This window comes from Devosia sp. CN2-171, from assembly GCF_049354815.1.
Lineage (GTDB): Bacteria > Pseudomonadota > Alphaproteobacteria > Rhizobiales > Devosiaceae > Devosia_A.
Genome location: NZ_CP186479.1, coordinates 3,457,812 through 3,479,558 on the forward strand (window position 1 = coordinate 3,457,812; position 21,747 = coordinate 3,479,558).

A 21,747-nucleotide genomic window follows, 5' to 3' on the forward strand; every position below is an offset into this window, starting at 1 on the left:
GATAGATGCCAGGGTGCCATTGGCTGCTTCGCTGGTAGAATCGCACGCGTCAGATACCCGCGCCGCGGCGGAGGTGCCTGGTCTTGTTGCACTCCGGCACCTCTGACGACGCCGTGAGAAGTTCCCCCACAGTCACGCCCGGCGCCTATCACGGGCCGCCGGCGGGCGCATTGCCAGTGGATTCGCGTAACAGCAGACGCGTGGGTATCACGCACGGTTGCAAGGTGGCATTGGGGTCATCGATGGCCGCGACTGCCATTTCAACGGCGAGACGTCCCAACTCCTCGATCGGTTGGGCAATACTTGATAGTGGAGGCGTTAGTATTTCGGCCAGGACACCATCGTAACCGATGACGGATATGTCGGTCGGAACACGCAGCCCCGCCTCACTGATTGCCTGCAACGCGAACGCCGCAAGCAGATCGGAACCGCAAATCAAGGCAGTAGGTCGAGGGCGTAGCTCGAGCAGGGCCTTCACTAGCTCGTGGCCGGGCTGCCCCCGCTGCCCGCCATCTATGTAATATGCCCCGCGCCGGACGTAGGCCGGGGGCACTGAGAGCCCGTGGCGTGCGACGCTTTCGAGAAAGAGTCGCTCGCGCTTAGGTTCGACCGCCTCTGACTTTGGTCCTTCCATCAAGTCAAAATGTCCCACTCCGCCGATGTAAGCAAAGTCTCGATGGCCAAGGGCGTAGAGATGATCGACTGCTTCGCGCATGCCCTGCTCGGCGTCAGGTAGCACGAGCCCGCCGACAAGCGCGACCTGGCGTTCGATCTGAACCGTTGGAATCCCGCTGCGCTCGATGAGCCGGACGTTGGCCGGATCTATGGCTGCACAAAAGATCACTGCATCGGCGCGGTCATCGAGGAACCGCCTCACGCCGGCGGCCTCCATAGCCGCGTCCCCGTGATTGTTAAGGGTGAGGACGGTGTAGCCGAGTTTCAGCGCTTCCAGTTGCACAACGTTTGCAGTCTGAACGTGAAAGGCGCTAGGCTGCGGCTCACTCACCACCAGCCCCAGCGTGAAACTGCGGCTGGTGCGCAGTCCGCGCGCCAGCGAGTTTAGCCGATAGCCTGTTGCTGCCACGGCTGCCTCGACTGCTTGGCGGGTCTCTTCTTTCACATAGCCATTCTTGTAGAGAGCTCGCGCCACGGTTGCGGCCGATACACCAGCCAGTTGCGCGACATCGGTCATGGTGGCCTTGGCCGCCCGTGGCGACCGTTTGCTGATCATCTGCATGATCAACACATGCCCTCTTGCTAACCGGATGACAATATGGTGACGTCATCATGTTGACGTCACCATAGGGACGACGACATCCATCATGCTCCCGAAAGCAAAGAGCAGATGGGTAAAGGAGGATGCAAACGTACAGCCGCGCCGCTGCTGACCCTCAACGAGTCAGCAGACAGCTTATCCGCGCCCGGATCGCCGGAGCGCGATTGAGATTGGTTGACACCAAGGGAGGAACACACCAATGAGCAGGACCCATCGTACACGCCGCGCCATACTCAAGTTGGCGCTTGCCGGTACAGCGCTGACCCTCACCATGAGCTCAGCTCTCGCACAGGCAGTATCAATCGACTTCTGGGACATGATCTGGGGTGGGCCGGACTACCCGGTTGCCGCTCAGGCCCTCGTGGACCGCTACAACGCCGAACATCCCGACGTGAAGGTGGTCTACCGCTCCGTACCATGGACCAACTGGTACGAAACCTTCGTCACAGCGATTGCATCGGGAAGCGCTCCGGACCTCTCGACCGGCGCCGGTTTCCAAGCCGTACAGCTTTACGACCAGGGCGCGATCCTGCCGATCGATGAACTGGTAGCGCAATTGGACCCAAATGACTTTGTGCCAGGCGCGCTCGATGCCCTTCGCTATGATGGGCACTATGTCGCGCTGCCCTGGGCAATTGATACGCGTGTGCTGTTTTACCGCAAGGACTTGCTCGAGACCGCCGGGGTTGCAGTTCCAACAACGTGGCAAGAATTTCGTGAGGCCGCCAAGAAGTTAACGGGCGACGGCAAGTACGGCCTGGTTTCAGCCGGAGACCCAATCGGGCTGCACTGGGTCTTAGCCATGGCCATCAACAATGGTGGCGGTCTTTTCGATGCCAGTGGCAAGCCCGCCCTTACTGGCGAGCGGACCACCGAGGCGGTGCAGTTCTTGGCTGATCTGGTGGCCGATGGTTCGCTCAATCCGGCGAGCGCAGGCTACGTCAACGATGATTCAAACGGTTCGTTCTTCCGAGGCGAAGCAGCGTTCTTGCTGCAGGGGCCCCTGCTGCCGGAACAGGCGGGTGACGCAAAGCCGCAGATTGGCATTGTGCCGCCGCTCAAGGGGCCGCATGGCGACGTTGGCACCATCAGCTGGATCAACAACGTCATGGTGTATAACCAGACCGAGCATCCCAAAGAGACGATGGCGTTTCTGAAATGGTGGTCGGAAAACGCCTTGCCGCTGTGGACAGATGGCCACGTCGGCAATCTGCCCGCCCGCGCTTCGATCGCGGCCGATGACTTCTTCCAGAGTAACCCGAACGTCAAGTTCATTATGGACAGCTACGTCCCAGTCGCCAAGCCGATGTCGGCGGCGGTGGGCGGCACGTTCCCCGAGCTCAGCGAGATCGAGGGTGACGGCTTCCTGTTGAGCCTGACGCAGTCGATCTGGCAAGGACAACCGATCGGCGAGAATCTGGCCGCGGCTCAAGCTCATCTCGAGGAGCTGATGGGCCAGTGATGAGTGCCGCTCTGGACACTTCCGAGCCTGTTGCTTGGCGCATTCGCGCCAAGCAACTAACGGCTCCCCAGTTCTTGACGCCAGCCCTCCTGCTTGCGCCTTCGATCCTGTTGCTGATCATCGTCATAGCCTACCCAATGGCTCAGGGCCTGTTCCTGAGCCTTACCGATGGCTCGCTCATGAAGCCCGGTAAGTTCGTCGGGATCGACAACTACCTCGGCCTACTAGAGTCGCCGGCCTTTTACCACGCGCTCCGCTTCAGTGCGATTTTCGCCGTCTGCAACGTAGTTGGCTGCTACCTGCTGGGGCTTGGCTTGGCCATGCTTCTTCAGCAGGACATGCCAGGACGCGGCATACTCCGTGTTCTGCTCCTCCTCCCGTGGATCGTCCCCTCCTTAGTCGCGATCGTTTCATGGCGTTGGATGGTTGCCGACGATAGGGCTCTGTTCAACCAGGTCATCACCTTCTTCGGCGGGAGCCCAATTTACTTCCTTTCTGACAGCAATTGGACCGTCACGATCGTCATCCTGATCAAGATTTGGCGCAGCTTCCCGTTCATGTTGCTGTCGCTGCTGGCGGCTCTGCAAACCATCGACCGCAGCCTTTACGAGGCAGCCGCTATTGACGGCGCAACCCGGTGGCAGGCGTTCTGGAACATTACTTTGCCCCAGATAGCCAACATCTCGATCGTTCTCTGCCTCTTGATGACGATCTGGACGGTCAATGACTTCGACACCCCATGGCTGCTGGCCCGGGGAGGGCCCGCCAACGCAACCGAAAACCTCGTAGTTTACGCCTACCGTTATACCTTTGCGCGCAACGACGTTGGCATGGGCGCGGCGACGTCATTCATCACCCTCTTCATCCTGATGACGCTGTTTGTTTTCCTACTCCGCTGGCAACGAAGGAGCTGAGCGATGGGCACGCAAGTCCTGTGGCGGAGATGGAGACTGACCGCCATTACGTTGGTCATTGTGCTTGTGGTCAACCTCCCCATCATCTTGATGACGCTAAATTCTTTTCAAACGACCGAACAGATCATCACCTCGACCAGCATCATCCCCCAGTCACTCTCCCTTACGAACTACACGTCACTGGGAAGTACTCCGTTCTTCACTTACCTGTGGAACTCGGTAATTATCTCGCTCGGATCCACGGTCTTCAGCGTGACGGCGGCAGTGCTGGCAGGCTACGCGCTGTCGCGCTACCGCAATGGACTGCTGACTGGCTATGCGACGACCCTGTTCGCCATCCAGATGTTCCCTATCATCCTGGCGTTGATTCCACTTTTCATCCTGTTTCGGCCACTTGGGCTGATCAATACGCCGCTGTCCGTAATAATCGTCTACGGGGCGGTGAACCTTCCATTCGTGACTTGGATGGCGCGGGGTTACTTTGACACCATCCCCCGCGAGCTCGAAGAGTCTGCGTTGATCGACGGATGTGGCCACATCGGGGCTTTCGTCCGTATCGTGCTGCCGTTGTCAGGCCCGGGCCTCGCGGCAGTGTCGATCTTTGCATTCCTGTTCTCTTACAACGAGTTCTTCATTGCCAACGTCTTTCTTCGCAAGACTGAGGCGATGACCCTGCCGGTGGGTGTGCAGATGTTCATCCAGCAGTTTGCTACCGATTGGGGTAGCCTAATGGCGGCGGCGACTGTCACGATGCTGCCGACGCTGATCCTCTTCCTATTTGTACAGAAGTTCATCACGCACGGCGCTATCGCCGGCGGCGTAAAGGGTTAGGCACGCGTCTCCGCGGGGTGACCCTCTCTGTCCAGATCTCCTCCCAGGAGGAGGGCGGGTGGCGTCAACCTCTCTCCGACTCCACCCGCCACAACCACGAGAGCCCAAATGACGAGATCTATGGCCCATAATCCACCTTTATTCTTCCTGACCGCCGCCGGCTCGCATCCCGCCGAGAGTGCGAACCTCGCCGCGCGGTGGCTTCGTCCCCGGCAGACCGAGCGGAGGGCAGCATGAGCGCCGTCGGCGTTGGGTTCCTTGGCGCCGGCCCGGTCACCCAGGCGATACACCTAGGGGCCCTTGCGAGCATGCCAGAGGAGTTTCGCATCCTCTGGGTCATGGACGCCAATTCCGCGGTTGCCAATGTTGTAGCCGGCCGGTGCGGTGCCACGGGCACGACTGAAGTTGCCTCTGTGCTCGCAGATCCCGCTGTCGATGTCGTCGCGGTTTGCAGCCCCAATGCCTTTCACGCCGGGCAGGTGATTGCTGCTTGCCGTGCCGGGAAGAAGGTCGTGCTATGTGAGAAGCCACTAGCGATTAGCATGGAAGAAGCCGTCGCCATCAAGTCCGCGGCAGAAGCAAGCGGTACGGCGATCTTCGTCAATACCATGCACGCTTACGATCCAGCTTATCGTGCTGCCCTGAAGGCGTGGAAGTCGACCGGTGAGGCAGCCCTGCGAATCCGCTCCGGCATCTTCATACCCAGCAACGATGAGTTCATCAATCAGATCACTGAACAGGTTCCGGTCGTCCCAGTCCCACGTGGCGATGCGACGTTGGATGTGGCGTTCAAGAAGATGATGCTGCGTGGGGCCATGCTCGGCCTCGCAATCCACAATGTCCCTCTCATTCGCGACTTCCAACCGAACATGGGGCAGTTGTTGTCGGCCGAGTTTATGCCTCCGTACGGCTACACATTGCTCACCGAAGACAGCACCAGTACGGTCGAGTTGACCGCGTTGGCGCCGGGCAAGTGGCCGCCCAAGTGGCACTTCGATGTAGTGGGCGCCACCTATCGACTCAAAGCCAGCATGCCACCATCCTACGTGATGGCCGGGTCGGGGCGCGTGGAGCTGGAAGGCCCAGATTCGACGCAAGTCTTCAGTTTCGACCACAACGGCTACCAAGCTGTCTGGCAAGCCGTCTTCCGGACCGTCCGTGATGGAACCGCGCCACCCATCCCGCTCGAAACGGCCGTGGCCGATCTCGCATTCGCACTCGATCTCGCAGGCAGTATTGACCATTATCTAGAGGCAAGAGCGTGACCAAGAGACCTTTTCTTATCCGCGCGTTCTGTTCGGACGAAACGGCGAGCGCGCAGCGCGCCATACTCGCAAGCCTCCCGTCGACGTTTCATTTCGTTGACGATGGAGCCGCCGACATTGCATTAGTCACCCCCGACTGCATTGAGCTGGGCCTGACGGGCAAGCCGCGTGCACTAGTCCTCGCCGCTCCCTGTCTATCCACCGAGAAGCAGATTGACGGACTGAGCGGTGCGACTATCCCGACTTTCCCGATCCTGCATTTGGCAGCGACCATGACACAGGTTCTAGCGTCGATGTCTGTCGGCAGCGCCGTCCTCGTTCGCTCCGAGTATCTGTCACGATCCGACAAAACTGCCGCTTGGTTGGAGCAACTTGTCGCGTCGCAGGTGCTGCTGGGGACGCTGACCGACATTAGGTTGCTAGTCGAACCCCCCCACTCTTACTCAGGGTCCGCTCGCACGACATCGGGAGTACCGGTTCTTTGGGGCGGGCAGATCGGCGCAGCGACCGAGCGTTTTGACCTCGACATTGTTGGCCTAGCCGAACGCATCGAGGTCTTATCCCACGGGGCTAATACTGCTCGCCCAGCGCAGGTGACAATCGCAACAGCTGACGGTCTCCAAGTAAAACGCGCTGCGTACCAAAGCGGATTGCTACTGTTCTGGCGAGCCATCGCCGCCGAACTCTCCGGCACGATGACAGGAATTCCGCGCCTCGCTGACATTGTCCCGCTGCTCTTACTCGTGCAACAATTGTCGACTCCCACGTCCGTCGTTACTTGCAGCGAAAGTGCGTACCACGGATAGCAAATGCACCGTTCGATTCCCGGACTTGCAGAGCGCTCCCGGCTTCGAACGGTATGCTGGACGCATCACCGGTGGAGGCGAGCAGGCAACCCGCGAAGATGGGCCCGTGCACGATGAGGGAGATGCTGGCGGCCAGAGCGAGCAGAGACGGGTGTCACTGCGTCATCTGGCCAGTCAGCGACGCGGCGGCCGACGCCAAAGAGGAACGCCAATACGGTGGCGCTTGGCTCGTGGCCGACGCCTTGCGTCCTTCACGTATTCTTACCGGGGACGGATAAGTCCTAGCGTTTTGAACCTGCTAATCAACGAGGTCGATCCGCCCTAGATAGTTGGTCATGGACCAGCAACTCACACTGAAGCGTTCCAGCGCTGCGATGCCCGCAGCGGCCTCACCTGGCTTTGCAAGGCTCTGTCCAATGACGCAGAAGCCGGCGGCGGCCTGCAGGTCGCCACGATCCAGCTGGCAATTGCGATCGGGGCCACTGGCGGCGGTGCGTTGTTCGATGCGGTGGGCTGGTGGAGTGCCTTTGTCCTCGGGGCGGTCCTTCTCTGCGGCTCCTCGGTTCTCGCAATCGCCGCAGTGCGTTCTACTCCGGAGATTCCACGGTGAAAAAGTCCTTCGCACACCTGCGATATCCCTCGGCTCTCGTGGCTGTGCTTGCCCTGACGCTGGTGCCTGCGGCGTTCGGTCAGAGCGGGGCTGCAGATGAAAGGAAAGCCATGAGAGTGAGCATCGAAGTCGGTGGAACGTCTGTCACGGCAGTCCTCGAAGACAGTCCGACCTCACGGGACTTTGTGACCTTGCTGCCGCTGGACCTTGAATTCGAGAGCTACGGGAACAACGAGAAGATCGCCTATCCGCCCCGCAAGCTGACCACCGAGGGGGCCGGCAGCTTCGGCAACCAGGCGCCCGGCGACTTTGTGTACTTTGCATCTTGGGGCAACATCATCGTCTACTACGGCGAATATGAATACTGGCCTGGCCTAATCAGACTCGGCCACATTGAGGGCAGCCTGCAGCCTCTGCTCGAGCAGGCCAACTATCGGGCGCGCATCGAGCTGGTGGAGTAGGAAAAATCGCTATCCGTGGTCTCCCGCTTAAATGTAGGCCGATGCCGACGCGCTTTTGTGGGCGGCATTATCCGTGGTGAACGATAGATCGAGGGAAGGCTCTCCAATCGATGATCGGCCGGCTCAATCACATTGCCATTGCTGTGCCCGAGCTGACCTCGGCAGCCGCAAAGTACCGCCCTGCTCAGCGCCCATGTCGGCGACCGCAACCCTTGCCCGAGCATGGCGCCACGGTGGTATTCATCAACACGGCAATACCAAGGTGGAGCTGCTCGAGCTGCTGGGGAGGGGGCGCAGATTGGGGCGTTTATCGACAAGGATCCGGCGCGCGGTATCCTGTTTCTAAGTGCCGGACATCCTTGTAGCGCCGCCACCCTTATCCAAGGCGGCGCGCTGATCGAGCAACGCATGGGAACCAAATGCAGGGTACTACTATGTCTCGTCGCACTTTGATCGGATCGTCGCTGGGCTTGTTGGCCGCAGCCAGTCTACCACTGCCATCCGGAGCCCATGACGGGACGCAGATAGAAGCGGCCACTGGATCGGGCACCGTCCGCGGCAAGGGGGAGGACGGGATCGTCAAATTCCTCGGGGTCCCTTATGCCAAGCCTCCGCTCGGGGAACTCCGGTTCAAGGCACCTCAGCCCCTCGACGCCTGGCGCGGCGTTCGCGATACTCTCGAGTTCGCCAACCCGTCCTATCAGAGGCCGGGCCCTGAGATGGGGCCGACCGGCAATGGCCGGATGCCCGCGCCCTCGGAGGACTGCCTGTACTTGAACGTCTGGACGCCGGCGGTCGACGGTAAGCGCCGCCCCGTGATGTTCTATAATCACGGTGGTGGCTACATGATCGGCTCCGGCGCCGCGACCGGCCAGGACGGGACCAATTTGGCGCGGCTCCACGACGTGGTGGTCGTCGAATCCAACCATCGGCTCGGGCTTCTCGGTTATCTCTTTCTCGGCGATTTGGCCGGAGGGGAGTATGCAGCAAACCAAGGGATGCTTGATATCCTCGCCGCCTTGCGCTGGACGAGCGAAAACATTGAGAACTTTGGCGGCGACCCCGACAATATCATGGTTTGGGGGGAAAGCGGTGGCGGCGCCAAGACGGCTGCCATTTACACGATGCCCGATGCCGCTCATCTGTTTCACAAAGCCTCCATCGAGAGTGCCTCGCCCCTGCGTTTCCCTGCCCGCCAGGGCGCAACTGAGCGTGCCAGACGGACCTTGGAGCTGCTCGGGCTAACCGCGACCGACATCCCCAAACTGCACGAGCTACCGGCAGAAAAGCTGCTCGAAATCCAGGAGTTGGAAGCAGCGCGAGGTGTTGCGCCATGGGGCGACCCCGACCCGCTCCCCGGCTTTGGTGCATTCGTCGACGGCACCATCATCCCCCAGCACCCGTTCGCTGACGGTGTCGCATCGTTCTCAGCCGGCAAACCCCTGCTGTGCGGTACGTGCCGCGACGAGACCGTGTTCTTCAGCCTGTTCGGCCCGCCGGACATTTTCAACATCGATGACGCGGGACTGCGCAGCCGGCTAAGCGAAACGTACTCCGGAGACGACCTGGAAGCAGTCATTGAGACGTTCAGGAAGTCCCGTCCCGACGCGTCGCCTGCGGCGCTGTACTTCGCGATCACCACCTCGCCGATCTGGCGCGACTCGATCAAGATCGCCGAAGCGAAAGTCGCCCAGGGTGCCGCGCCCGTGTTCATGTACCAGCTGGCCTACGAGAGCCCGACCTTGGTGCCTGGAACCGACTTCCCCATTGGATCGCCGCATGCGGCCGATATCAATATCAAGTTCGCCAACACCGACAAGAACCTCGACTTCTTCCTCTATGCCGACCAGTCGCCGGGTCGCATCCAGACGGCACAGCATATGAGTGCTCTTTGGGCTGGCTTCGCTCGCGATGGCCGGCCGTCGGCGCCCGGGGTTCGGGAGTGGCCGGCCTACACGCTCGAACAGCGAGCAACGCTGTGGCTCGATGCCGACCCCAGTGTCGTTCTGGATCCTGATCAGGCCGAGCGGCTGTTTTGGGAAGGCAGGGCCTAGCAAGGCGGCTCAGTCGTGGTCCGGCCGCAATGGCCGGACCACGACCTGGCCTCGCCCGGGGGCGACTCGAACTCAGTACATCGTCCGCTTGTTGGTGGCGTCAGCCGGGATCTGCTGGATGACGTCCCAGTGCTCGACGATCTTGTCGTTTTCGACGCGGAAGATGTCGACGATGACAGTCCCGGGCCCGTTGGCCGACGTGGGCTGAGCGGTCTGAACCATGACCAGATCGCCCTCGGCGATGACGCGCTCGAACCTCACCTGCTGCTTCGGCCAGCTCAGGATGCCGAGGCCTTCGAGGAACGTCTTCACGGCTTCCCGGCCGTCGCCTATATAGGGATTGTGCTGGATGTACTCGTCGGCCCAGTAGCGGTCGAGAGCGGTGAGATCGTGATCGCCGAACAGCTCCTGATAAGCCTTGGTGACCAGTTCCTTGTTCTTCTGGGTCAGCTGGTAGTCCTGAACCATCTGAGTCTCGGTCACGCCTTGCGCCTGGGCCGGGCCGGCAAAGCCTGCCACCGAGGCTGTGACGAGCAGGATGGATGCAAAAATCGTTGTCTTGAACATTTGATTGTCTCCGGTTTGGTTTCGCGCCGTCAGCTGAGCGCGCGGGATACCAGCACGGTGTCGACGTACTGGGTCATGCGAACGATCTTGCCGTCCTTGAGCTGGTAGAGGTGGGCAAAGGGCGCCGTCATAGGCTTGCCCGTTGCGTTGTAGGTGCCTGAATAGACGCCGAACGCGGCAACGCGATCGCCGTCGACAAGATAGGTGTGGACGTCGGCGCGGTAGCCCGTCCATTCCGTGCCAAGGCGGCGGAACACCCCTTCGATCAGCGCGTCGGGTCCGACATAGGTCCCGGCGTAGGGGAAGCCCTCCGCTTCGGTCCATTCGACGTCCGGGGACAAGACAGCCAGCAGATTGCGGCCATTGTCCTCGGAGGAGCCTTCGTAGGTCGCGCGGACCAGTTCAAGGTTCGTGCTCATCTCAGCCCCACTTCATCTCGCCCTTGGTGACCTTGGAGCCGATGTCGAGCGCCACGCCCATGCCGAGGCCGGGGAAGCGAGCCTCCATCGCGGCCTTGAGCGCCGCGCTGTCGGCAGCCCTGGCAAGCTCCTCCTCGAAGGCAAGCAGATAGCTCTTGGTGTGCTCGATGGCCGAAAGACCGATGGCGGCGTCCGCGGTCATGTGTCCAGGCACCACCACCGCCGGCTGACGAGCGGCGATCTTGTCGAGGTTGGCAATCCAGGCAGTGCGCTGCTCCTTGGTCGGCGTATCGGCGACCCAGACATGCACGCCCGAGAAGATCATCACGCCGCCAAACACCGCGCTCAGCGAGGGAACCCAGAGGTACCGCCGGTTCGCGAGCCCTTCGGCCGCAACGATCTCGACCGTCTCGCCGTCGAGGGTGGGCGACGGGCCATCGAATGCTTCCGGCAGGACGATATCGGCGAGCGTCTGCGGGCCGTTTTCCTTGAGCTGCGGGCCCCAGGTTGCCAGCTTCTTTTCGACGTTCGCCTTGATCGCCGCGATGGTGTCGGAAGCGGCGATGACCTTGGCGTGAGGGAAGGCCTCGCGGATCGGCTTCAGGCTGAAATAGTAGTCGGGGTCGGACTGGCTGACATAGATGGCGGTCAGCGTCTTGCCCGTTGCCTTGATGGCATCGGCCAGCGCGCGGCCGTCCGGATAGGTGAAGCCGCCGTCGATCAGCAGCGCCTCGGTCGGGCCCGACAGCAGTACCGGAGCGCGGAAGAAGCCGTTCGGTCCGGCGGGAAAGTGCTGCCAGCTGAGCTTGGTCGTCATGACATGTCTCCTTTCGACATGGTTGTGGTTCCCTGGAGTGAGGTAGGGCGTCACGCTGCCTGCAGCTGTTCCGCCAATAGTTCGAACCGCCCAAACAGGCCGCCGGTGCGCAGGAGGCGGCGGTCGCCGGCCTCCCCGATCAGCAGGGCGGGTACGCCATCGGCGCCAAACCGGGCCATCTGTTCACGCGCGGCGGTCGTGCGCTGGCGATAGACCTGCAGCAGATTCTGGTCCGGCACGCGCACACCATCGGCCGCCGCGGCGAACCCTGCTTCGGCCAGGACGTCGGCCACCGCGGCAAGCGTGGTGATGTTCCGCCCGTCGACGTAGCGGGCATGCTGCAGGGTCTTGAGAGCCTCGAGTTCCCGCTCGGGCTGGCCCAACCCCACCGCCACCAAGCCGATCGTTGCCGGTGCGGAGTCGAACATGCTGCCCAACGCAGCGAGGACCCGCGTGCGGTAGGTCTCGGTGAAGGGTTGCCCGGTGAGACGTGCGATCCGCTGGTCGTTCTGCCAGGCATAGGCGGCGAAATGCGTATCCATCGGGCGCGCGCCCTCGCCGGCAAACAGGCCCGTCGGTGCAAGCTCAACGCTCACGCCGTCGAGCCCGGCCAGCCTCTCGATGGCCGGGCCGGCGCCGTAGCACCAGCCGCAAAGCGGGTCGAAGAGATAGGTGATGCGCATTCAGTGTCTCCCGCGAACTGTGTTGGCGAAGAGATATGCCTCATTGATTAGTCGATAAATCATCACTAACAGTACACACTGTAAGCCAAAAACATACAGTTAGGGGAGAAGGCCGCATGGAAGCGATCAATCTCAACCGGCTCGCCTATTTCTCGGCCGTAGTGGATGCCGGCTCATTCACGAGGGCGGCCGAGCGGTTGGGGATCACCAAGGCCGTCGTCAGCCAGCAGGTCGCGCGGCTGGAAGCCGACCTCCGGACCAGCCTGTTGCTGCGCACCACGAGGCGCGTGGAGCCCACCGAAGCTGGGCGCCTGCTGCATGCGCGCTGCGTCATGATCCTGCGGGAGGCAGAGGATGCGTTCAGCGAGTTGGCGGCGACCAATACCGAGCCGACGGGCGTGCTGCGCATCGCCGCGCCGAACGACTACGGCACATCGACCATCGCCCCGCTCGCCGCCGAGTTTTCCCGGCGGTATCCGGCCTGCAGCGTCGAGCTTCTGCTATCCGACGCGCGGGTTGATCTGATCGCCAACCATATCGACCTTTCCATCCGGGTTGGCTGGCTGCTCGACTCGAGCCTGCAGGCCCGTCGGGTCGGCGCATTCCGGCAGTTTCTGGTCGCCTCGCCGGCCATTGCCGTGACGGCCGAGCAGCCCGAAGACCTGGCGACGTTGCCGTTCATTGCCAATGAGGCGCTCAAGGATCCGCTGCTCTGGCGCTTCTCGAAGGATGACATCGAGCACCGCCCCGTGCGGATGCGGATGGCCATGGCCATCAACACCACCCCGGCGGTGCTCGCGGCTACGCTCGCCGGCGGTGGGCTCTCGGTGCTGCCTGAATTTCTGGTGGCCGAGCATCTCAAGACCGGAGGACTGGTCCGCGTTATTCCGTCCTGGACCTTGCCGTCGGGTGGCATCCATGCCGTCTACCCCGCCACCCGGTTCCGGCCAGCCAAGGTGACAGCCTTTGTTGGTATGCTGAAGGCATTGGCCAAGGAGGCGAATGGAGCGGCCGACCATGCCTAGCGCGGTCAAAGATAACCGTGTTCTGCACGGCTCGACCGTCCGGCCTGGCCCCGCGGGAGACGGTGGGATGCGGAAAGTCACCTCACTTGCTCGGCCTAGTCGAACGGTGCCCTTCGCCCGCCTCAGGCTCTAAGCAATGCATCTGGCGGAACGCCCAGCGCCTGGGCGATGACACTGACATTGTCGAGCCCGACATTTCGAACGCCGCGCTCGATCCCAGAAATGTAGGTCCGGTGCAGCCCTGACTCGAACGCCAGATCCTCCTGCGACATGCCGCGCTCCTTGCGCAGCCGCTTGACGTTTCCAGCAAAGATCGCCCGCAAATCCATCCACGAAGCGGACGTGGATGTAGCCGATCAATCTACAGCCTATGAGTCTCATTTCGAGTTGACTTGCAGCCTATGAGTCTCATCAGTGTCTGGCATCAAAACCGGACCTGATGGAGATCAGTTTGCGCACGAAACCAAAGACTTATGACCGAGCCGCCCGCCCCGGGACCGGACCGCGAGCCGGTGGCGTTCGGACTCTTGCCGCCCTCTCGATGATTGTAGCGGGAGGATGTGCGGCCGCGCCTGCCGCGGCAGAGGAGGCGACCAAGTTCGGACCCGATGCCCTAAAACTCTATTGCGACGGCCAGGAGCGCTACCTCGCCACCATCCGGGAGGCCGACGAGAAGTTCGGGATTTCTGGCACCGATGAGAAGGGCGAGTGGATCCGGGCGCGGCAGGCCGAGAACTACACGCAGATCGAAAAGGACCTGGGTGCGCCATTCACGGAATGGGAGCCTCTCGCGATGACCGAGTCCTGGGGGCAGCGCTGCGAAGCCATTTGGCGCGGCTGGGTGACCATCGACGAGGCGGACGTGAAGGCATCGACCAGCGACGATGCCAAGAAGGTCGAGGAGGCGCTAATGCTCTTCTACATCAAGATGAACGACCGAGAGCTGTTCCAGAATTTTGACGGCAGGCCGTACACCAGCGTCAACTGCCGGTCCGACGTGTTCGACGGGTTCCGCCTGACCGGCTGCACCCTCGCCGGTGGCGGTTTCCTTGATGGGTTCTTCAGCGACCCGATGATCTTCATGGTGGCCAACAAGGATGGTCACCCCACGTTCGCGCCCCTTGAGAGCAACACCAAAGAGCACATCAAGCTCGCCTCTTACGGTGACGTGGAGGGGAACCCGGTGATGACCGGCTGGTACGTCGGACCGTATCCGCTCCCGTTCAACTGGGCCGAGGCGGTGAAGCGGATGGGCAATTGACCGGCGGGAGGTTGGATCGGCGTGGGCGAAACTTCTCGCCCACGCACGACCGCGCACCAGGGGACGATGAGATGAATAAGCGCGAAGCGAACGCTCGGTACTACGCGACCCAACGCGACCGGATCATTTTGCGCGAGAGCGAGTTGCGACCCTCGACCATTCTGGAGCTCATCGACTGCCTCGAAGATCAAGACCCGCATCCGCACGACAAACGGGTCGATCGGCTCGAGCGCCTGTTCGTGGAGCTGACCGGCATTGAGCCGGAGCAATTCAGAAGTGCCGAGGGCGGGGCGGTGGCCAGCAGCACACCGCCCGTGCAGGCGGGTCTGCTCAGCGTGGACGAAGCCGCTTGCGCTCCAGCTTCGGGCGACCCTCGGGGCCGAGCTTCAACCGACCGCCCGACTGGCGCCGCATGTGGTTGAGGAACTGGCTGACGCTGTCGACCTGGTCGTCGTGCCGGGTGCTGGGGAAGCCGGTGACCTCGCGGAGGAAAGCGGGCATCCAGTCAGCAGACTCCGGCAAATAGACCCGGCCCTCTTCGATGATGGCCGAGCAGGCGGCGAGGCGATCTTCCTTACTGCCCTTCGGGGTCACCGTGCGATAGCGGTTATGTCGGTCGCGCTCGATCAAGTCGGCATAGAGGTTGCGACCACTGTCGGCTTTCTCAAGCAGCACGCGCCCGGCGCTATGGCGACGAGCGACTTCGAGGATGAGACGTCGGAGGTCGGGATATTCGAGCCGCTCGCGGTAAACTCGCAGCAGATAGTAGCGATTGTCCTTCACGCCCCAGACGGTCCCCACCGAGAAGTCGTTGTTGTCGTTCGCCGCAGAGGCGGTATCCCAGGAGGCGACGATCGCATCGAAGCCCAGTGTGAGGTCGTCCGCTGTGTAGGTTTTGAACCACACCGTCTTCACCAGGTTGCCCTCGCGCGGCAGCGGCTCCTGCTGATATTGCGCCGAGAAGACCAGCGAACCGAGGTCGCGCTGAAGTTGCGCCAGAGTCTCGTGGTCCTCGCGGTCTGGGTCGATGACGCTGCCGGCGCCACGGACGTAAGGCGCTGACCTGCCGATCACCGGATGGAGTGTATCTAAGTCGGCGATCGCCGGCACCTTCAGTAGGCTCCAGCCATGGTCGGGCGATGCGGTGAGATAGCCGGTAACATCGTCCTCGTGCAGGCGCTGCATGGCGACGACGATGCGGCCAGTCTTCTTGTCGTTGAGGCGCGAGAACAGCGTGTTTGAAAACCACTCGTTGACGCGCTTGCGCTCGGCTTCCGACTGCACGTCACCCGGCTTGATCGGATCGTCGACGATGATGATGTCGGAGCCGCGGCCGGTCAGCGTGCCTTCGACCGACGTCATGTTTACGCCGCCATTGCGGTCGGTGACGATTTCGGAGGCGGTGTTCTTTGTGAGCCGCACTTCCGGGAATGCTCGTCGGTACCAAGCGCTGCCGAGCACGCTGCGCAGGTCGCGCATCATCTTCTCGCCCAGCTCCTGCGAGTAGCAGACGAGCGTGAACGTCGTGCCGGGGTTCCGTCCGAGGACGAACGCTGGGAAGGCCACCGAAGCCGAGATCGACTTCAGGTGCCGCGGCGGCACATTGATGATCAGGCGCTTCAGCCTGACCCGTTCGACCTGATCGAGGTGCCAGGCCATCGTGCTGAGCAACCAATTCGGCCTCAGATTCTGATCGGCGTTGAGGTGCTGAAACGTCTTGGCGATGAAGGCGTCGAGCCGTCGAGTGAGCAGCACTTCGAGCACCGCCGCCTGATCATCGACGGGCAGGGGGAGTTTCGGGATCTCATTCATCGGCAAAATCCTTCAGCAGGGTGCGCAGTAGCTCCTCATCGGAGCGCGATAGGTTGCGATCATCTGGAGTCGCTGCGTCTTGCGCCTCAGCGCTGAGGAGCAGCGGGAGGAGAAGCTTCATGGGAGTGACTTTCCCACTGAGCGCGTCGGAAAAGAGCCGTTTGATTGCTGCCTCCTGCTTGGTGATCGAGACCTCTTTGCCGTTTTCGCGGAGCGTGACCTTGCTGAGCGACTCCTCACGGAGCAGCACCGAGAGCCCCTTTGCCCCTTTCGGCCTGCCGTTGGGGTTGCCCGACTGGCCCGGCTGGAATCGCGAGTGTTTTGGCGGCTTGCCGTATCCCACGTCATAGTCGGGCCGTTCGGTCGCTGGGCCGGGGCGCGCGCGAGGCATCGAAGCCTCGCGGCGCGGTTGGTCGATCGGTGCAGCCATAGGGTTTGGCCTCTCGCGCCTTCGCACCGACGTCGTCGGAGCGGACTGATCATGTTTGTTGATCGGATTGGCCATGGCTTAGGTCTCCGCCGCGGCCGGGACGACGGGGCGCGTGCGAACCCGAACGGGCGGATCGACGTCAGGAGTCGGTTCGGGCGGTTCGCTCATTCGCTCAGCGGCGACGGCATCGAAAGTCTGTCCAGTCGCCTCGTGGATGGCTTCGATCCCGAAGCGCGACCTGAACCGTCGAATGGCGACATCGACGTAGAGAGGATCGAGTTCAGTGCACCTGGCGATCCGACCTGTCTTTTGTGCAGCAACAATCAGGGTGCCGGAGCCGACAAAGCTGTCGATCACCAACTCATTGCGATCGGTTAAATCCATGATAGCGTCAGCGATCATGGCGACTGGCTTCACGGTGGGGTGCGCTTCGAGGTCGGCCATGCGGCCAGCGCCAAAAGTGTTCACCCCGGCGTAGTCCCAGACGTTGGTCCGGTAGCGCCCCTTGGCGCCAAGCATCACGTTGTTGACGTGCGAGGCCTTGCCCTTCTTGAACAAGCAAAGCAGTTCATGCTTGCTGCGATAGAGGCTGCCCATCCCGCCGTTCGACTTATTCCAGACGATGAGATTGAGCAGCTTCAGCCCAAGCTCGCGCCCGACCCGGAGCATGGTCTCGACGCTGCGCCAGTCGATGAACAAGCCCACGACTCCGCCGTCCACCAGGTTGGCAGCCATCACCACGATGGCCTTGCGCAGGAAGTCCTCGAACTCGTCTGGCGTCATCTCGCCGGACGCCTGCACAAACTCGCGATGGTGCTTCTTGCCGAGCCCACCCACGTGACCATCGACGGGCACGTTGTAGGGGACGTCGCTTAGAACAAGCCGGGCGGGTTCGCCGCCCATCAGCACCTCGAAGATCTCGGATGACAACGCGTCGCCGCAAACCAGCCGATGCTCTCCCAGCCTCCACACGTCGCCAACCCGACTGACGGGGATCGCATCCGGGGCAGGGGCCTCGTCATCGGGACCCTGCTCGTCCTCCGACGAGACGGGGTTGAGGACAAGGTCGATCTCCGCGGTGTCGAAACCAGAAAACTGGAGGTCGAAGCTGGCATCGAACTCGAGGATCGCTTCGAACTCGAGCCTCAGCGCGTCCCTGTCCCAACTGGACATCTCGGACAGTCGATTGTCGGCGATGCGGTAGGCTTTGAGATCGGCCGCGGACAGCCCGCTGGCGACGAGCACGGGAAGTTCGTCGAAGCGGAGACGACGAGCCGCCTCGACGCGAGCCACGCCGGCGATGATCTCGCCGGTATCGCTAATCAACGGCGGGCTGAGGAACCCGAAGCGTTCGATGCTGGCGCAGATGCGCTCAATCTGCGCTTCGGAGTGTTTTCGTACTCGCGGACCGGGGCGCAGGTTCGAGGTCGGCCAGTACTCGATTTGTCGGCTGTTGGCACCTCTATGGCTCGAGACGGATGGTCGGGTTTTTCCCATTTGTGCGCTCCTGCTTAGCCGGCACCACAGCGGTACCGGTCGGTTGCGCCGCCCCGCTTTCGAACGAGCGAGCGGCAGCGACCCGAGCAGAATTGCCGTCATCGGCGAATGAGGGAATTGGGGGTTCAAACGAAAAGTCGGCACCCCCTCAAAGGGCGATCGACGAGGGCTTGATGCTACCCGGATCGAGGGAGCATTCGCTGTCGCTCACAGCAAATGAACCCCGGTGCAAAAGGAGCCGGGCACCTGGATCGCGACCCTAAAAGCTGGGCCATTCCGCGACCTCGATCACGGCGGGGTTCAGGACCCGACATTCCCTGATCGGCGACGAAATTCCCTGTTCAGGGGCTTAGGGAATTCGCCCGCTAACGAACTGAAAAGACGTAGAAAATCGGCGTCACAAAGGTACCCGAAGGGCCAGAAAACGTGCGAAGTCCCTGTATTCTCCCGTCGAACAGGGAAATCGGAGACTGGTTTGCGGTGACTACATGCACCGCCACTCTGCTTGTCAAGCGTATGATATTGCTGTGATTTATGCCGCGTCGGTCAGGGTCCCCACTTCGTTCCCCACTTTTATCGCGCGTGACTTGCCTCGATGCGGTGTCGCTCTCGCCATTCCCATTAACCTGCTCTGCGCCGGCATGATGCGAGGCGCAAGAGTTAGTCATCCCACTCGGCATACAGCTCTCCGCCAAGGAGGGTCACAGCTTGCGCAGCTGCCCGAAGATTAAGGCCCTTCCTGCGCAGGTAGCCATCCCCGACCAGGTGCCGGTTGGTGCCAACCACCTTACCCAACGCCTTCAGGCTCCATCCGCTTGTGCGGGCTCTCTCTCGGATTTCATCAGCAATCAGATTGCGCCCGGAGCTGCCGGACTTTGGAGTCTTGCGAAGGCCGAGCCTTCTTCTCTTCACGGCAATGCCCGTGACGGGTCGGCCGAGGACCAGCGCCACCTGCATGTCACTCATTGTCGCTAAGGATGCCCGCAGGAACGCAATTTCAGCCAGGGTGTAAGGCTTCACGAATTTTGCCCCAGTACCTGCGCAGCGCTAATCCAGCGAACCTTTACTCGCCCTCGCAGTATCTTCACGGCGCGGAAATGATACGCCGCGACGTACTTTCCGCCGCGCCACTTGTGTCTGGCGAAATAGCGATTGCTGTGGCATGCCTCGTCGAGATCCCTGAGGGTCCATCGCTCCTTCACGGCCCTGATGTAGATTTGATCTAGCATGTGGTTCCCGCTCGCGATCGGGTGCCTTGGCGGTCGATGATAACCATCGTGGTACGCCCTTCCGCAGATAGCGTCCCAAGTACGACCCGGCAACGCCGCCATGACGTCTGGCTTTGTCCCGTGGGGAAAGATGCGGTGAAGGCGCAGGAGTTCGTTCGAGTCCCAGGCTTTGGACCGATGACGCGCAATGCCCATTCGGCTCGCTTTGCCGTAGTGGGCAACCTTCGTCCTGCGGACGTTCAGTGCTACCGCAGCAACATAGTCAGGGTGAAGTCGGAGTAGATTGCCGGCTTCTGTTCCGTCCCAAAGGCGATAGCCGTTCGGAGTGAACCCGCGCAGCATCATCGCACGTCGGGCATTCTCGGCTGCTACGGCGCCGCGGGCGAAGTGGCTGAGTCGCATGTTGCACCTCCACTCCAATGGAGCTCTACCGAGGTGGCTTCGGAAACAGTATCTGCCCCTAGTTTCCGCGCAATCCTTGCATTTCACAGGCCGATAAGGTCGGGACGAGCTTCGTCACGGCCCAATAACGCTAGTTGGCCAACTATATGTTGTTGCCCTTCCTGGAGTTGCGGCGGCATTGGAGCCTGCGTGCCCCCACGATTGGTTCCTCCCATGCAATTGGCAACGAGGGGGCGCCGCCCGGCCACCGGCGGCGCCCTTTCTGTTGTGTTGCTAGCTGGGCAGATGCTCAATCACTCGCATTGTGCTCAAGCGTCTGACGATCCTCGAGTGTCGGCCCGGCACGCCGGCGTGAAGTGCGAACGCGCACGGCCATAAATTCAATTGAGGATCGGTAGGGGACACCCCAGCTAGCCCTCGGCGATCATGGCAATCGATATCCTGAGCCCAGGAACCCGGACTGGAAGTTTGGCCCCCTGCCGTGCAGGCGGATCAAGGGGAAACCACTTCAGCCACTCCTCATTCATTCCGGCAAAGTCATCTTCGTCGGCCAGGATCACGGTTGCGCTCACCACGCGATCGAGACTGGTGCCGGCAGCCGAGAGGATGGCGCTGATGTTGCGAAGCGCCTGGGCCGTCTGCTCCTGAATGGTGTCCCCGACCATCTTGCCAGTCTCTGGAGAGTAGGGCCCTGTGCCTGACACGAAGACCAGTCCAGCCGCCTTCACGGCGTGGCTGAAGTAGGGTGACGCCTTGGGCAGGTGTTCAGACGCGACGATGCTACGTGACATGCTCTCTCTACCTCCATTTTGGGAAAGGGCGGTATGGGACTGGTACTGAACAGCGGCTGAATGTCCGCTTTTGGGCTAAATGCGGACATCGGCCAGCGTCCACTTCGCGCCAGAAGCGGACGCTCAGAGAGCCATTGGGCGGCGGTTCTTCAAATCTGTCGAGGCAAGGACGGCTGGCAACGCTCACGCGGCGACAGTTTCCACCACGAGTTGCTCGATGCGGCCGACGAGCCAGGCGAGCCCGGCATCCATCAGCGCTACGCGCGGCACGACCAGGCTCACCTGGCTCGGCCGCCCATGGTCGAACGGCAGGGGTGCACTGGCCAGCCCGAAGCGATCGGAGAGACTCGCGACCAGTCGCTTGGGCATGGAGCCGATAAGATCCGACTCCGCGATCGTGGCCAGCGCCACGACGAAAAGCGGTACGGTAAGTTGCACACGGCGTGACCGCCCGAGCGATGCCAGAACTTCGCCCGTGTAGCTCGCGGGGTCGGCACGACCCGAGACGACGACGTGATTGGCGGCGCAATAGGCATCGAGCGTAGGCTCTGCAAGGAACGGATGCCCCTGGCGCGCAACGACAACGAATTCGTCGGTGTAAAGCGGTCGCGCGACGAAGCGCGACGGCACCTCACCAAAGGTGATCGCCGCGATATCGACGCGCCGGGCGTCCAGTTCCTCGAACGCCGGATCCCACGGCCGCAGTTGTGCGGGGTCGGGCATGAGCTGGCGTGTACCAATATTGATGCCCGGCCCTTTGGCCGCGAGGTCGGCGAGCAGCATCGGCAGCGGCACGATGGCGCTGCCGTCCGGCGAGCCGATGATGAAACGGCGCCGTGAAGTCAGGGGATCGAACGGCTCTGCCGTGGCCATGACGCGTCGTACGCGCGCCAGGATATCGGCCACCGGCTCAGCCAGCGCCAGCGCCCGCTCTGTGGCGACGACACCCTTCGGCGTCTTCAGGAACAACGGATCATTGAGCTGCGAACGCAGCCGACCGAGCCCGTGGCTGACCGCCGAGGGCGACAAACTGAGGCGCAGAGCAGCTCGCCCCACGTTGAGCTCATCAAGCACGACCTCGAAAAGCACCAGCAGGTTCAGATCGATACGCGATAGATCAATTTCGTGCAGCATA

The 21,747-nt window shown here is 61.8% G+C and carries 22 protein-coding genes and 1 pseudogene; 10 read left to right on the forward strand and 13 right to left on the reverse strand.

All coding sequences use genetic code 11. From position 1 onward, the window contains the following. Positions 1 to 148: 148 nt before the first annotated feature. A complete protein-coding gene (locus tag ACOYW5_RS17155) occupies positions 149 to 1,237 on the reverse strand; it encodes a LacI family DNA-binding transcriptional regulator (RefSeq protein WP_423069486.1) in 1,089 nt (362 codons plus the stop codon). A 238-nt stretch (positions 1,238 to 1,475) separates the two neighbouring features. Here ACOYW5_RS17155 and ACOYW5_RS17160 point away from each other — a divergent pair, with 238 nt between their 5' ends. The 8 genes and pseudogenes from ACOYW5_RS17160 to ACOYW5_RS17195 all read left to right on the forward strand — a co-directional run bounded on the left by ACOYW5_RS17160 (position 1,476) and on the right by ACOYW5_RS17195 (position 9,679). Further along, on the forward strand, positions 1,476 to 2,738 hold the full coding sequence (locus ACOYW5_RS17160; protein ID WP_423066107.1) for an ABC transporter substrate-binding protein: 1,263 nt from the start codon (positions 1,476 to 1,478) through the stop codon (positions 2,736 to 2,738). Further along, positions 2,738 to 3,652, forward strand: coding sequence for a carbohydrate ABC transporter permease (locus ACOYW5_RS17165; protein ID WP_423066108.1), 915 nt, complete (start codon positions 2,738 to 2,740; stop codon positions 3,650 to 3,652). Before ACOYW5_RS17160 ends, ACOYW5_RS17165 begins: the two co-directional genes overlap by 1 nt. A 3-nt stretch (positions 3,653 to 3,655) precedes the next feature. Further along, on the forward strand, positions 3,656 to 4,483 hold the full coding sequence (locus tag ACOYW5_RS17170; protein ID WP_423066109.1) for a carbohydrate ABC transporter permease: 828 nt from the start codon (positions 3,656 to 3,658) through the stop codon (positions 4,481 to 4,483). A gap of 233 nt (positions 4,484 to 4,716) precedes the next feature. Next, positions 4,717 to 5,748, forward strand: coding sequence for a Gfo/Idh/MocA family protein (locus ACOYW5_RS17175; protein WP_423066110.1), 1,032 nt, complete (start codon positions 4,717 to 4,719; stop codon positions 5,746 to 5,748). Next, positions 5,745 to 6,554 carry a hypothetical protein gene (locus ACOYW5_RS17180; RefSeq protein WP_423066111.1) on the forward strand — a complete coding sequence of 270 codons (810 nt, stop codon included), beginning with the start codon at positions 5,745 to 5,747 and terminating at the stop codon, positions 6,552 to 6,554. Before ACOYW5_RS17175 ends, ACOYW5_RS17180 begins: the two co-directional genes overlap by 4 nt. A 391-nt stretch (positions 6,555 to 6,945) precedes the next feature. Further along, positions 6,946 to 7,164: pseudogene (locus ACOYW5_RS17185) on the forward strand (MFS transporter); the annotation flags it as partial. Then, positions 7,161 to 7,625 carry a cyclophilin-like fold protein gene (locus tag ACOYW5_RS17190; protein WP_423066112.1) on the forward strand — a complete coding sequence of 155 codons (465 nt, stop codon included), beginning with the start codon at positions 7,161 to 7,163 and terminating at the stop codon, positions 7,623 to 7,625. The pseudogene ACOYW5_RS17185 and the gene ACOYW5_RS17190, both read left to right, overlap by 4 nt. A gap of 434 nt (positions 7,626 to 8,059) precedes the next feature. Further along, complete coding sequence (locus ACOYW5_RS17195) at positions 8,060 to 9,679, forward strand: carboxylesterase/lipase family protein (RefSeq protein ID WP_423066113.1); 1,620 nt, start codon at positions 8,060 to 8,062, stop codon at positions 9,677 to 9,679. Positions 9,680 to 9,751: 72 nt separating this feature from the next. On the opposite strand, the gene ACOYW5_RS17200 is transcribed toward ACOYW5_RS17195, so the two are convergent. The 4 genes from ACOYW5_RS17200 to ACOYW5_RS17215 are packed head-to-tail and all read right to left on the reverse strand — an operon-like array spanning position 9,752 to position 12,165. Beyond that, positions 9,752 to 10,246 (reverse strand): nuclear transport factor 2 family protein, encoded by a 495-nt coding sequence (locus ACOYW5_RS17200; protein ID WP_423066114.1) that lies wholly within the window; start codon positions 10,244 to 10,246, stop codon positions 9,752 to 9,754. Positions 10,247 to 10,275: 29 nt separating this feature from the next. Beyond that, positions 10,276 to 10,665, reverse strand: a complete 390-nt coding sequence (locus tag ACOYW5_RS17205; RefSeq protein ID WP_423066115.1) for a nuclear transport factor 2 family protein — start codon at positions 10,663 to 10,665, stop codon at positions 10,276 to 10,278. Position 10,666: 1 nt separating this feature from the next. After that, positions 10,667 to 11,482, reverse strand: a complete 816-nt coding sequence (locus tag ACOYW5_RS17210; protein WP_423066116.1) for an MBL fold metallo-hydrolase — start codon at positions 11,480 to 11,482, stop codon at positions 10,667 to 10,669. A 50-nt stretch (positions 11,483 to 11,532) separates the two neighbouring features. Beyond that, positions 11,533 to 12,165: a DsbA family protein gene (locus tag ACOYW5_RS17215; protein WP_423066117.1), complete on the reverse strand. Its 633-nt coding sequence runs from the start codon at positions 12,163 to 12,165 to the stop codon at positions 11,533 to 11,535. Positions 12,166 to 12,281: 116 nt separating this feature from the next. On the opposite strand from ACOYW5_RS17215, the gene ACOYW5_RS17220 reads away from it, so the two are divergent. Beyond that, positions 12,282 to 13,190, forward strand: a complete 909-nt coding sequence (locus ACOYW5_RS17220) for a LysR substrate-binding domain-containing protein (protein ID WP_423066118.1) — start codon at positions 12,282 to 12,284, stop codon at positions 13,188 to 13,190. 122 nt (positions 13,191 to 13,312) lie between these two features. On the opposite strand, the gene ACOYW5_RS17225 is transcribed toward ACOYW5_RS17220, so the two are convergent. Beyond that, entirely contained in the window at positions 13,313 to 13,519 is a 207-nt protein-coding gene (locus tag ACOYW5_RS17225) for a helix-turn-helix domain-containing protein (RefSeq protein WP_423066119.1), read from the reverse strand. A gap of 212 nt (positions 13,520 to 13,731) precedes the next feature. On the opposite strand from ACOYW5_RS17225, the gene ACOYW5_RS17230 reads away from it, so the two are divergent. Next, a complete protein-coding gene (locus ACOYW5_RS17230; protein WP_423066120.1) occupies positions 13,732 to 14,451 on the forward strand; it encodes a hypothetical protein in 720 nt (239 codons plus the stop codon). Positions 14,452 to 14,781: 330 nt separating this feature from the next. Here ACOYW5_RS17230 and terL read toward each other — a convergent pair whose 3' ends face one another. The 7 genes from terL to ACOYW5_RS17265 all read right to left on the reverse strand — a co-directional run bounded on the left by terL (position 14,782) and on the right by ACOYW5_RS17265 (position 21,746). Further along, complete coding sequence (gene terL, locus ACOYW5_RS17235; RefSeq protein WP_423066121.1) at positions 14,782 to 16,263, reverse strand: phage terminase large subunit; 1,482 nt, start codon at positions 16,261 to 16,263, stop codon at positions 14,782 to 14,784. Continuing rightward, complete coding sequence (locus ACOYW5_RS17240) at positions 16,256 to 16,768, reverse strand: DUF5681 domain-containing protein (RefSeq protein WP_423066122.1); 513 nt, start codon at positions 16,766 to 16,768, stop codon at positions 16,256 to 16,258. Before ACOYW5_RS17240 ends, terL begins: the two co-directional genes overlap by 8 nt. 3 nt (positions 16,769 to 16,771) lie before the next feature. Continuing rightward, the gene (locus ACOYW5_RS17245) at positions 16,772 to 18,292 is read right to left on the reverse strand and encodes a site-specific DNA-methyltransferase (RefSeq protein ID WP_423066123.1); all 1,521 of its coding nucleotides are present in this window, start codon (positions 18,290 to 18,292) and stop codon (positions 16,772 to 16,774) included. 558 nt (positions 18,293 to 18,850) lie between these two features. After that, positions 18,851 to 19,210: a hypothetical protein gene (locus ACOYW5_RS17250; protein ID WP_423066124.1), complete on the reverse strand. Its 360-nt coding sequence runs from the start codon at positions 19,208 to 19,210 to the stop codon at positions 18,851 to 18,853. Continuing rightward, entirely contained in the window at positions 19,207 to 19,821 is a 615-nt protein-coding gene (locus ACOYW5_RS17255) for a hypothetical protein (protein ID WP_423066125.1), read from the reverse strand. Before ACOYW5_RS17255 ends, ACOYW5_RS17250 begins: the two co-directional genes overlap by 4 nt. Positions 19,822 to 20,231: 410 nt before the next feature. Beyond that, on the reverse strand, positions 20,232 to 20,612 hold the full coding sequence (locus tag ACOYW5_RS17260) for a RidA family protein (RefSeq protein WP_423066126.1): 381 nt from the start codon (positions 20,610 to 20,612) through the stop codon (positions 20,232 to 20,234). A 183-nt stretch (positions 20,613 to 20,795) separates the two neighbouring features. Next, positions 20,796 to 21,746: a LysR family transcriptional regulator gene (locus ACOYW5_RS17265; protein WP_423066127.1), complete on the reverse strand. Its 951-nt coding sequence runs from the start codon at positions 21,744 to 21,746 to the stop codon at positions 20,796 to 20,798. Between the last annotated feature and the right edge of the window lies 1 nt (position 21,747).